Source organism: Marisediminitalea lipolytica (genome assembly GCF_001758465.1).
Taxonomy (GTDB): domain Bacteria; phylum Pseudomonadota; class Gammaproteobacteria; order Enterobacterales; family Alteromonadaceae; genus Alteromonas; species Alteromonas lipolytica.
Map to the genome: position 1 here is coordinate 833158 of NZ_MJIC01000015.1, position 12329 is coordinate 845486.

The following is a 12329-nucleotide window of genomic DNA, read 5'->3' on the forward strand; positions in this document are numbered from 1 at the left end:
CTGATTATAAAAGGGAGACGCAGGCGTTTCCCTTTGTCTTTGCAGGGCTGGGGCAGCCTGGTAAAAAAAGGAACAAGCTATGACGATTAAAACCAGTAAGGCAGAACGTGTGACACGGCATGTTCCACCGTTTGGCACACAGCAATTTGTTGAACCGCGGGCAGAACTTGCCGTCCATGATGACGGGTTTTTGTTAACGTCTCCGCTGACATTAAGCTCTCCGGAGCGCACCGTAGTTGAATATCTGCGGGCCAGTGCAAGCCAATGGCCCGACCGGGTCATGCTGGCAGATCGTGTTATGACTGACGATTGGCGCAAGATTACCTACGCAGAAGCCATGTCACAGGTAAACAGTGTTGCGCAATCGCTATTGAACCGGGGCATCGGTAAAGGCGATGTGGTGGCCATCATTGCGCCAAATAGTATCGAGCAGGCCATCATCATGTTTGCTGCGCTGACAGTAGGCGCAGCGGTGTCTCCCATTTCACTTTCTTATGCCATGTTCCCGGCAGCGCGGGCCAGACTGGTGAGTACCTACACGACAGCAGCTCCGAAAATACTGTTTGTGCAGGATGCTAACGTAATAGCAGAGGCTCTGGCTGATCTTGATTTATCCGGTGCTGAACTGATCTCAGCGGCAGAAGCAACCGGAGCCACCACCTTTGCATCACTTACCAACGAGCCGGTGACCGCCGCCGTTGACGAGGCGTACGCTGCAATACAGCCGGACTGGATTGGTAAATTGCTATTTACTTCTGGTTCAACGGGTAACCCGAAAGCCGTTATAAACACCCATGGCATGATGGCCAGCAATCTGGCGATGATGGCAATGGTAAATCTGCGTGACCGCAATGAGCACAGTATTTTGCTTGATTGGTTACCCTGGCATCACACTTTCGGCGGTAATGTGGTATTAACCGAGGCGATAATGGTAGGGGCGACCTTTTATATTGACGATGGTAAACCGATACCCGGGCCTATGATGCAGCGAACCATTGATGCTATTAAAGCGATTAAACCCACTGTTTATAACTGTGTACCCGCAGGCCTTGGGATGTTAGCTGACGCGATGGACTCAGACCCGGCGTTGCGTGAAGCTATGTTCAGTCGACTCAGTGTGCTTCGTTATGGTGGTGCCGGATTGTCGGATACGGTTTATCAAAAATTACAGCGTCATTGTGAGGCTGTTTCAGGTCAGCGTGTGCCAACAGTCACCGCTTACGCAATGACCGAAGCATCGCCAGCAGCAGCCATTCTGCACTGGCCAACTGACAGCGCGGCATGTGCAGGAGTGCCGTTGCCCGGTGTTGAAATGAAGTTAGTGCAATTAGGCGAAGGGCGGTTGGAAATTCGCTTGCGTGGCCCAAGTATTTTTCCGGGCTATTTAAATGAGCCTGCGTTAAATGCCGAAGTGTTTGATGACGAGGGGTTCTTTAAAACCGGCGACGTTTGTCGGTTGTTAGATAGCGAAAACCCCGCGGCGGGGATTGCTTATGACGGCCGGGTGAGTGAGGACTTTAAGCTGGAGACCGGTAACTGGGTCAATGTTGGCCAGATCCGCACCGAATTGCTGGAATCTTTCGACGGTTTATTCAGTGATTTGGTGATCACTGGCGATCGTAAACCCTTCGTTGCTGCTATGGGCTGGCTGCGGTCGGTGCCGGATGGTTGTGAGACTGACAATGGTATTTTGTTGCCAACCCCGGCTTTGCGTGAAAAACTAACGCAAAAGATCGCGGCATGGAACGAGATCAACAGCGCATCAAGCCGGCGAATCGAGCGTTTAATTTTGTTAGCTGAGCCAGCCTGTCAGGAAAAAGGCGAGGTGAATGATAAACAATATATAAACCAGCGGGCGGTATTAAAATATCGCGCTGATATCGTTGAGCGTATTTATGCGGACGAGCCACTGCCAGCAGCGGTAAGCGCTGATTTGTAGATAGTCAGAGTAAAGCCAGAGAATAAAGCGGCGGCCAGTGCAAAGAACTGGCCGCTTTTTTATTTGTTATCAGGTTGATTGTTGCATGGAAGGGATTACATCATCCTGAATAAAGCGATCCAGTTTAGCGCGGATCTTATCGTTATCGGCCAGTACCGGCGCGTTAATGTATGGAATTCCCGCTTCTTTACAGGCTATGGCATGGGGCGTTTCTACCGGGTAAGGTTGCTCAAAGCCGATAATCGCATCGCACTTATAAAAACGGGCGGTTTCAATCATCCATTGCGGATTATTGAGGGTCGAGAGCAAAAATAAACTGCGCCCGGCCAGTGCTCTGAGTGGGTCTGCCGGGTCGAAACTGCGGGCATACAGCTCCGGGGTCACCGAGTAATTATTGGCGACAAACACGGCACCGTATTGCTCATTTAAATAACGATGCCAGCGTGGCTCTGGCATGGCCGTCCAGTACAGGATGCGAATATTTTCTTCGGGATAGGCCTGAATACCGTCCTCAATTCGTTGCTTCACCTCATCTCTGAACGCTCTTGCGTAATCTAACCCTTTAGGCGTACCGCGGTGCCATAACGTCACGTAAAGTGCCAGCTGATCGCGCAGGGTTACCGGGCAACGCTCGGCGTCGGCGATTAGGCGCAAACCTTCCATAAACAAGTCGATTTGCTCGTTACACATGGTCAGTGAACGGGCGATGTCGTCAGTGGTAATAGTCTGACCGGTTTCCCGTTCGAGCAGCGCAATGACATCCTGCAATTCTGCTACGCGCAAATCGAGTTGGTCGCTGTCGATATAACGGGGCCAGTCCCGACGAATGTGATTCCACCAGTCATCATCAACCAGTGTTTTGTAGGGCCCTGCCAAATTGTAGTCGAGAGGCATAAACGGGCAATCCAGCGCTTTAGACCACAGCTCCATAAAACGCAGTTCCGCTTCATCGCGGGTTGAGCCGAGCATAAGAGTAGGACGGGGCAGGCCACCCCATGGGGCTAATTCTGGCTCAAGTGCGGCGGCGTAACCCAAAGGTCCCATAGTGATGGCGTCAACATCGTAGCCACGTTTATTAAGTACGTCGGCAAAATGATCACCATGACCTGTTGCCAGCACCAGGTTATGCCAGTAATTAACAATTAAGGCGGGAATACCAAACAGGTTAAAAATTTCTTCAAATTCATCACTGGCCGAAATAGCGAAGCGGCCGCCCTGCTCAACGCCGGATTTTAAGCCGGCGAGCCATTCGCCCTGCTCTTTACGGACTTTTTCAACAATGGCCAGACGGCCGGTTTGCGGTGTAAAAGTTGACATTAATGTTTCTCCACCGTTGGAATGGTTTGGCTCACCCCGGGGGATGCTACTTGCTCAAGAAACTGAGCGACAGCGTCGCTCACAGGCGCCGGATCCACAATGTTATAGGGTTGGCGTTTCAGGTGCAGGCAAGGCAATCCTTGCTCTCTTAACTGATCAAACTGCGACGGGGTTTCCCACATTTGTGATTTGTCACCGTTAATCACGTTAAAGATGGCACCTTGCGCCCCGCTGTTCAGCGCCCGCCGTACGACTGCGGCAGTGGTATCATCAATGGATGCCAGTAACGAGCAGGCGGGCTGTGCCACAAACCTTGCAGCTAACGCTTCGAAAGGATCGTCATGGTCATTGACATCCTGTTCAGCGCAGCGGGCTCCCCAGCAATGATCTTCCGCTACGATGACACCGTTTTGCTGTTCAATCAGGGCATATAACGCGGGGTTATCAAGCGGGCTGCCACCCATGTACAGGCGTTTTCCTGTAAGCACTGGCCGGGCTTTGGCCTCTTCGATAAACGCGCGGGCGGTTTGCTGGAACTCTTCGGTCGGCATAAAATGCGCAGCACCGTAAATTTCCAGTGCTTCAACCCCCGTAATTTTTGGCGCGCCATTACCTCTGAGGGCATTAACTTCCCGCAGCAGCGAACGGGTTTGCGCAGCGTCTTCAAGAGTCTTGCGCATGGTCGCTGCATCAATAGCGTTGCCCGTCCATGACTCTACCTTGCTAACCAGCTGCATAAGCGATTTGCGGTTATACCCGCTGGTCAGGTAGTTGCGTAAATAGGTGCGATCCAGATAGTAAAATTCGGGTACCGGGATATCCGGTAAGTTCTGTTTAGTGGACAATAACAGCGCCCCCAGCGCCTGCACATTTTTGCGATTATGTGGCACCACCAGATAGTCAATAAAGTCCAGCTCGCCAGCAACCAAAGAAGCCGTAATTGTGTCAATAAACTCTGTACCTACCAGGCGGCTGGTATGCACGCTGCCCAACAGTGAGTTTACTTCCTTTACGTTTCGTTGTGGCTTACCGCTTAGTCGGTAGGGCAGCATTCCGGCGGCGGTAAAGAGTTCAGCAGGAACGTTGTCACAAACGTAACCAACGACCTTGCGACCCGATGCATGCCACTGACGGGCATACTCCTCGCGGTTGTAATAGGCATTTTTTAGCCTCTCTAAGGGGTTCATTCTGGGCTCCTGTAGGGTAGTTATTGTTGCTCTGTCTGCTGACTTTGCAGACCAGCAGTGCGCAGCCGTTGCTCGGCATCCTGTTTCACTTTCTGGCTGGTATTCACCGGCCAGGTAATGGTTATTGTGCGTGCGGCGTTATCGGTACACTGGATCTCAGCAGGGACAAGGTCGGCCAGGAGTTCGCGGGCGCAAATGACAGCCGCTTGCTGACGTAACCGGTAACGTTCGATTTTGCCCACCGGAGTCTGTGGCAGTTCGTCTACCACTATTATTCTCCTTGGTTTAGCCGGGGCGTCGGCGATGTTTTGTTCAAGTACTTCCTGCAGGTTACTGAGATCGCCATTAGCGGTTTTTACAATAAAGAGCACCGGTACTTCGCCTGCATAGGCATCGGGTAAACCGATAGCGGCGGCATACAATACATGGGGATGGGCGTAAGCGGCTTCTTCAATCATCGCCGGATCAATATTATGGCCACTGCGAATGATGACGTCTTTGGAGCGGCCTACCAGTTGTAACTGCCCGCTGTCATCCAAACGGCCCAGATCGCCGGTCGCCAGCCACTCATCCGGCGCGTTAACCCGCCCGTCTTTGGTACGGTAGCCTAAAAATAAATTCGGTCCCTTGAGATGGACCTCAAACAGGTCTTCACCTATTGCATTGAGCTTAAGTTCAACACCATGGGGTGGATAGCCAACTGCATGGGCGCGAAATTTACCATCAACTGGTTGCGCGGTGCATATGCCGGCAAATTCGGTCATACCAAACACCTGACTCATTGGAACGCCGGTGATGCTTTCCGCTCGTTCTACCAGTTCGAGAGGAGCGGCTGCACCGCCGGTGATAATGCCACGCAGGCAGGCTGGAGGCTTCCCTTCTGCGTTGTCTAACACGGCTGACCAACTGGTAGGGACCATGGTGGGCATAGTGATGTGATGGTTAGCACACAGGGTCCAGATCTGTTTGATCAGATCCGGGTTGCGTCCGCCTAACAGGCCACAAGTGTAAAATGCTCCACCGCGGGTTAATAAGCCAATACCCATCGACAGCGTTCCGCCCACATGAAAGTAGGGTAAAAAATTCAATATACGATCGGTTGCCTGTAAATGACTGGCCTGGGCAGATAACTGTGGACCTGCCGCTAAGGCACTTTCACCCAGTTCGGCTAATTTGGGCGAGCCAGAGGTGCCACCAGTATGAAATAAAGCCGCTACTCGCCTGGCGGCCGGTCTTTTCGGCTGCCAGCGGCGTTCTGACTGCACCAGTTCCTGCCACGAGCGAACCGGGATATGTTCCGGGTAAGAGGATGACGCTTGAGGAAAACCACTACTCACCTCTACGATCTGCTTAACTGGCTGCGGATAATCCAGTGCGGCCAGTAACTTTTTCTGTATAGGCATAAGCTCGCTGGGTTCAAAAACAATACAGGTATGGGCGTTTGCCAGTGAGAGTTGTTCAGCTAAAGCTTGTGGTGTGAGTAATGGATTCAGCGGAAAAGCGGTGGCAACAGTAGCGGCTGCAACAAATGCCATTAAGCTTTCAGGTATGGTAGGTAACAAAATAGCTACCGAATGTTCGGCGGTGACGCCGGCTGCTTCAAGTTCTGCGGCCAGTGCAGAAATAAAGCTGAACAGTTCGCCGTAAGAGATTGTCGTGGCCGAGGTATCCAGCGGATTGTCTAAATGGACCAGTGCGGGAGCATCCGGCTGAGACGCGGCCATATCGGCAATACACTGAAATAAATCAGGCTTTAGTGCGGTTGCAAGAGTAGACATAGTTGATAATTCCAAACTATTTAAAATGAACAAAAGCAGCGGTCGGTAGCTCTGAAGGCTGACGTTGTCGCGCAAAGCGTGTTGACCGGATTAATTTCGTTGCCACCACAGCACTCCTTGTGAATCGGTAAAGCTAACCGCTTGCCCGCGTGTCTTCAGACAGGCTAAATGCGCCATGGCTTCGCCGGTGGCAAGGCTACGGCTCATAAAGTTGGGTGGTACCTGACGAAACAACTGCGAAAAAACATCTACCGCTCGTTGCGGCGTATTCAGTACTTTTAGCAGTCTGTCCAGTTTGCCTTCGTGGCTTGCGATAAGAGCATCTATGCGGGCATGCAGGCCATAAAAAGGACGACCGTGAGCAGGCAGCACCAGTACGCTGTCTGGCACCAGTTGCCGGATACGGGCTAAAGACGCCAGCCAGTCAGATAAGGGATCGGCCGCTGGGGCACCGGGTAACACGGAGACGTTTGACGATATTTCCGGTAAAACCTGATCGCCACTGATGAGAAGACCGTCTTCGCGGTTCCATAAGCAGGCGTGCTCGGGTGAGTGCCCCCGGCCGACAATGCATTGCCATTCACGGTTGCCGATTGCTATCAGGTCACCATCCTGCATTCGTTTAAACGGGGCTGAAACCGGGGCCACCATCTTGCAGAAGGATTGGGCTCGTGCGCTAAAATCATTAAACCAGTCTGCCGGCATGCCGGCCCGTTGATAAAAGATTTTTTCCTGTTCGGCGGCCTCAGCATCAGATTCAGAGAACTGTTGCAACATGCTGTATTCGTCCCTGGTCATCCACAAACTGGTGCTGTGTTGCTTAGTTAACCAGCCCGCCATACCAGCATGGTCGGGGTGCATGTGGGTTGCAAAAACACGGGAAACCGGTTGGTCTTTAAAGGTTTGCGTTATGGTGCTCTGCCAGGCGCTGATGGTCGCTGCATTGTGTAAACCTGAGTCGACAATCGCCCAGTGTTCACCTTCATTAAGTGCCCAACAGTTAATTGCCATGCTGTCGGAAAACAGTGGCATGCGTAACCAGTGCAGTTCAGCGGTGATTGGCGTTGCCAGACCACTGCCTGGTATTGGCTCAGCATAATCGGCGTAAACCAGGGCGGTGTTATTGGCTTTCACAGTGGCGGTCATTAGTGTAATCCGCCGCTGGTGGTGACCGGGATCACCGGCAACAAAATTGAGGATGCATACTGATCCCCGCTCAATACGGTAATTTCGCCCGGTTCGCCATCGGGATTAGAAAAAGACACTGCCAGTCTGATTTTATGGCCTGCTGGGAAGTTATAGGACATGGGAAGCATGGCGAACTCCAGACGCACCGGCGTATCTGCCGGGATTGGTGCTATATCCTGTTGCAGATGCGAGTGATAGGGCAGGCCAAAATTATTGTAAGGTGCCTCGGCCTGTACTCGGTGCGAGGCGCGCAGACGACCCACCATCTGGTAAGTGCGGGTACTGCCATCCGGAGCGACATCGAGTAATTGCGCTACCACATCGGTATCGGGCTGATCACTGGTTATCCATAAATCGATAACGGGGTAGCCTGTGATCTCCAGGTCCTGTGTCAGCGGTGCGGTGTCGAATTGCAGTCCTTTTTGTTGCGGCGTAATTTGCACCGGGTTAACTTTGGCAGGCTCGCCCATAGCGATAGTCAGCGCTTTTGCTTTGGCTTGTGGTGTCGGCGTTAAACTGTCGGCAGAAAAGTAATACCGGGTAGGGCGTTCATTGCTCAAAGGCCAGGTTTCAGACTGACGCCATTGTTCTCCCTCGGGGGCATTGTAGGTGTAATAGGTTACTGCTGGCTCATCCATCAGACCATTATCGATGCCTTTTAACCAATAGTCGTAAAATCGCAGCTGTTCAGTTTCCAGCGAGAAATCATTTTGTTCGGCGATGGTTGACCAGCGGCAATGTTCCTGAGGACCAATAATCAGTTTGCCCTGAGCTTCAGGAACGTTACCAAACATCAGTAGCGGGCCAGCCTTGGTCAGGGATTCATCCCAGTTTGCTCCGCTGTATACGCCTATTCCGGACTCTTTTATTTTGTCTATGTAGGTGTACATACTGGTTCGTTGCCACCAGTTATCGCCGAGTTCTGCTGAGGGGCTGTCCCGAAACGGCATACCGACACGCTGGTTAATCGGATCGTCAATATGCTCAGCCTGGGCTTTGGCTAATAAAGTAGCCGCTTGCGGACCATCTACGGCGGACGCTTCCTTGTCCATATCTGCCATGCTCTTGGTTTGGTAAGGCACCTGGGTACTGACGCCGCCGTAATTAATAAACTCATAGGCATCGAAGTTAGGACTGAGTGGAAAAATAGCCTTCAGTGCTGGTGGCATGGTAATAGCGGCCTGTTGTTGACTGCCTCCGGTTGCTGAGCATCCCCACATGCCTATATCACCACTGCTCCAGGATTGGTCTGCCAGCCATTCGGTGATGTCATAGGCATCGTTCCAGGCTGGTTCGACAAAGTTGCCAAAGTTAAACAAGCGATTTTTGCCAAAAGAACCGTACAGCCCTCTGAAATCGACAACTGCGACTACATAGCCATATTTAACCAGATTGATAGGCCCGCTCGGATAAGTCTCGGCCGCGGACTTGCCCCCTTTCATTCGTCGGTTATAGGGGGTGTGCATCCAAACCACGGGATGGGATTTCTCAACTACTTTGCCTTGTTGCGTTGGCCGGATGATGTCTACTGCCAGTCTGGTGCCATCGCGAACAGCGACATAACGCGATGACAGTTGCCAGCCGTCATAAAGTACCTCTGAATAGCCCTGATAATGATTGGGGCTGGAGATCCGTTTGAGCGGTTCAGCAGTGAGCGCCGTGCTGTATAAAACTACGCCAGTCAGCATGGCAAGCAACGGCTTTCTGAGGATATTCATTATTGTGCATTCCTTGTAGCTGATGATTTGTGCTCCCCTGCGCATCACTGTTGGTTTGATGGCTGGAGTGAATAAGTTAGCTTTCAACACCAGTAAACGATAAATTAATATGGCTACCATCCTAAAATTACATTATATTAACATTAACCTCAATAATTAATTAACTTCTGTCGTGTTAATCGTTACTCACTAAATAAGTACTGGTTAGCGTGATTGATAAAGGACTTAAAACTTATGACAAGTCACACTGTTGAACCTGAAAAATCAGAAGTAAATCCAGATATATCAACAATTAATGGGTGGACTGTTAAAAAGATAATGGTCTTGATGATGTTAATGTTGATCATGATGTCAAATTATCTTGATCGTCTTATCATGACTATTTTACAGGAGCCCATTAAGCAGGACTTGGGTATGTCGGACCTGCAACTAGGGCTTATAGTCGGTCCGGCCTTTGGTTTATTGTATGGTTTATCTACAATCCCGATGGCCAGGCTGGCGGAGCGGTTTGATCGTATTACCCTATTGGGAGCCTTTGCTGCGATCTGGTCGAGCTTAACCGTGTTATGCGGCGCTGTAGGCTCCTATGCACAACTTGTTATCGTGCGTATGGGGGTCGGTATTTCAGAAGCTGGTGCTCAACCTGCCTGCCATTCACTGGTAGCCGATACGTTCCCGCCGCGCCAGCGCGGACTGGCAACAGCCTTACTGGGTATGGCAATGCCTCTTGCTGGATTTCTGGCGCCGTTAGCGGGCGCCTATATTGCCGATGTGTATGGCTGGCGCTGGGCTTTTGTTTGTGTGGGGGCGCCGGGAATTGTGTTGGCTATCCTGTTTCGCTTGAGTAACAAAGATCCTCGTAAACAAGCAAATGCCTCATCAGGGACAAACGCATCGACGCCGGTAAAGCCTAACTTTTTGGCCGACCTTAAATGGTTGTTTACCAATAAGGGATTTATGCTGATCTTTATTGCCAGTGCGTCGGCATCCATGGTCATGACATCCGCGTTAATGTTCACTGCGTCGTTTTTTCTGCGTAAATTTGAGTTGTCGTTGCAGGAAGCGGCCATCGTGTTGTCTACCGGCCTGGGTTTTGGCGGTGTTATTGGCACGCTGTTAGGTGGTTGGCTGGCGGACCGGTTTTCCGGTGCCCATGGTCAGTCCTATATGCTGGTTCCCTGCCTTGGCGCATTAGGCGGTGGGGTGAGTTATTTTATTGCCTATGGTGTTGAAACCTGGGCGGTCGCCGGCATTTTTGTGGTTATTGCCAGCATCTTCAGTTCATTGAAAAATGGCCCTAACTTTGCCTCGGTGCAGACGCTGGTACCGGCTCACATGCGAGCCACTGGTATAGCGGTACTGATGTTAGCCATTACCCTGGTCGGCACGTCGTTAGGTCCTCCATTGGTTGGGGTATTAAGTGATTGGGCGGCGTCAGATGCATTTCCTGCTGCACTGGGCGACTATGCAGAAATCTGCCATGGCGGTTCAGACCTGGCTGGCGAATTAAAACAAGCCTGTACCAGAGCTTCATCCAATGGCTTGCAATCGGCATTGCGATTCAATGCGGTGCTTTATGTGCTGCCGGTGTCGTTGTTTCTTGTGGCTGCCAAATTTATTCGTCTAAAACTCGACTAAGTACTGTGGAGTGGCGCTTTAAGGATTAAAAAAGGGGGACTTGCGGTAAGTCCCCCTTTTTTCTGAGTAATTCGTGCCTGTCTGATTAACGTATTATGGCAGGCACAATGTAATCGCTAAGAAAAGCATCATATTTCGCATTGGTCGAAGTAACGACTACCACCATATTTTCGTCGGGCAGAACGGTGATTGTCTGACCCAGAGCGCCGCGCGCCATGAAAGCGGTGGCACCTTTAAAATGTTCGTATGACTCAGTATTGAGGTGCCAGTAGAATCCGTAAGGATAATCACCTTTGGCGGTTTGTTGTTGGGTCGATTCTTTAATCCAGGCCTCTGATACAATTCGTTTGCCCTGCCATACGCCTTTGTCCAGCATCATCTGGCCTATTCTCGCAAAGTCGAGAGGGGTAATGAAAAAGGCGCCTGCCCCGTTTGGCGTGCCGTCAGCAAAGTAGGTCCAGCGCTGCTTTTTAATCCCCAGGGGTTGCAACAAATATTGTTCGGCAAACTGGTCGAAAGGTTTACCCGTTGTTTTAGCTACCAATTGCCCTGCCAGTGAAGGCAGGCCATTGTCATAGGCATAAGTCATACCGGGAGGATGCACCAAAGGCTGATCGAGCATAGCCTGAATGAAATCCGCTGCAGTGCTGATGGTAATTGGCGATGGAATATAGGCGCCGGAAGCCATGGATAAGACCTGTCGAACTGAGATGGCCAGATTCTCCTTGGCCCATTTCGTTGCCCGGTATTGCGGAAAATAAGACGCAAAAGTGGCGTCCAGATTAAATTTGTTTTGATCCCAGGCGATTCCGGCCACGATGGCCGAGATACTTTTAACCACGGACCAGGTCTGGTGTGCATCATCAGAACCATGCCCCCAGAAGTATTCGGCCATGACCAGTTTACCATTCCGTAAAATCAGCACACTTTCTGTTTTAGACTCTGCCGTTTGCCTGAGTATGGTATTAACCATGGCTTCCAGTTTTGTGCGATCAAGACCGGCTTGTTCCGGGGTAACGGTGGTAAACGTATTGGTTTGGTCAATCGGCTTACGATAAGCGTAAGTAAGTACAGGCTCACCGTTATCCCCGACCCGTGGATACATGAAGGCTTTAGCGGCTGCATTATTATGGCTTAGCGTCGCTACCCTTACATCCTCTATTTTGCCTGATAAACCATAAGCGCCAACGGAGATTTTAATGGTCTGCTCATCGTCAGCCAGGGTACCTGAAACTTCGGCCCGGGCTTTGCGTTGTGGACTAACCGGAAATTCAGTAGTAAAGGAAAATGTATTGCCACTAACGGCAACCAAAAACTCGCCTGCTTTGGGTTTTGTCAGATCAATGGCAACCAGTTTTCCTTCGCTATTTCGTTTGAATTCGAAATCTATCAGTGAAGGCAGGCTCACCGCAGTATTCTGGATCAGCCCGACGCCGTTCCACCGACCGGTTAAGCGGTCCTCGCTGGCATGCGCTTGCAATGAAGCTAAGAGGCCGCAGCAAAGTACGAATAGTAGTAAGGTTTGCAGTAAAGACTTGTACGATTTTATAGTTAACATAGGTTC

General features: G+C 51.1%; 8 protein-coding genes. 2 read left to right on the plus strand and 6 right to left on the minus strand.

The features are described 5' to 3' along the window. Nucleotides 1-79: 79 nt before the first annotated feature. Nucleotides 80-1939 carry an AMP-binding protein gene (locus BFC17_RS18130; RefSeq protein ID WP_070177881.1) on the plus strand — a complete coding sequence of 620 codons (1860 nt, stop codon included), beginning with the start codon at nt 80-82 and terminating at the stop codon, nt 1937-1939. 69 nt (nt 1940-2008) lie between these two features. On the opposite strand, the gene BFC17_RS18135 is transcribed toward BFC17_RS18130, so the two are convergent. From BFC17_RS18135 to BFC17_RS18155, 5 genes are all read right to left on the minus strand, one after another. Continuing rightward, the gene (locus BFC17_RS18135) at nt 2009-3256 is read right to left on the minus strand and encodes a 2-hydroxyacyl-CoA dehydratase family protein (protein WP_070177882.1); all 1248 of its coding nucleotides are present in this window, start codon (nt 3254-3256) and stop codon (nt 2009-2011) included. Beyond that, nucleotides 3256-4443: a 2-hydroxyacyl-CoA dehydratase subunit D gene (locus BFC17_RS18140; protein ID WP_070177883.1), complete on the minus strand. Its 1188-nt coding sequence runs from the start codon at nt 4441-4443 to the stop codon at nt 3256-3258. The genes BFC17_RS18135 and BFC17_RS18140 overlap by 1 nt, the downstream gene beginning before the upstream one ends. Before the next feature lie 20 nt (nt 4444-4463). Then, nucleotides 4464-6221: an AMP-binding protein gene (locus BFC17_RS18145; protein ID WP_070177884.1), complete on the minus strand. Its 1758-nt coding sequence runs from the start codon at nt 6219-6221 to the stop codon at nt 4464-4466. 90 nt (nt 6222-6311) lie between these two features. Further along, on the minus strand, nt 6312-7367 hold the full coding sequence (locus tag BFC17_RS18150; RefSeq protein WP_070177885.1) for an MBL fold metallo-hydrolase: 1056 nt from the start codon (nt 7365-7367) through the stop codon (nt 6312-6314). After that, entirely contained in the window at nt 7367-9127 is a 1761-nt protein-coding gene (locus BFC17_RS18155) for a CocE/NonD family hydrolase (RefSeq protein WP_070177886.1), read from the minus strand. The genes BFC17_RS18150 and BFC17_RS18155 overlap by 1 nt, the downstream gene beginning before the upstream one ends. 234 nt (nt 9128-9361) lie before the next feature. Here BFC17_RS18155 and BFC17_RS18160 point away from each other — a divergent pair, with 234 nt between their 5' ends. Then, nucleotides 9362-10765: a spinster family MFS transporter gene (locus BFC17_RS18160; RefSeq protein ID WP_083271818.1), complete on the plus strand. Its 1404-nt coding sequence runs from the start codon at nt 9362-9364 to the stop codon at nt 10763-10765. Nucleotides 10766-10850: 85 nt separating this feature from the next. Here BFC17_RS18160 and BFC17_RS18165 read toward each other — a convergent pair whose 3' ends face one another. Further along, entirely contained in the window at nt 10851-12323 is a 1473-nt protein-coding gene (locus BFC17_RS18165) for a serine hydrolase domain-containing protein (RefSeq protein WP_083271819.1), read from the minus strand. Nucleotides 12324-12329: the final 6 nt, after the last annotated feature.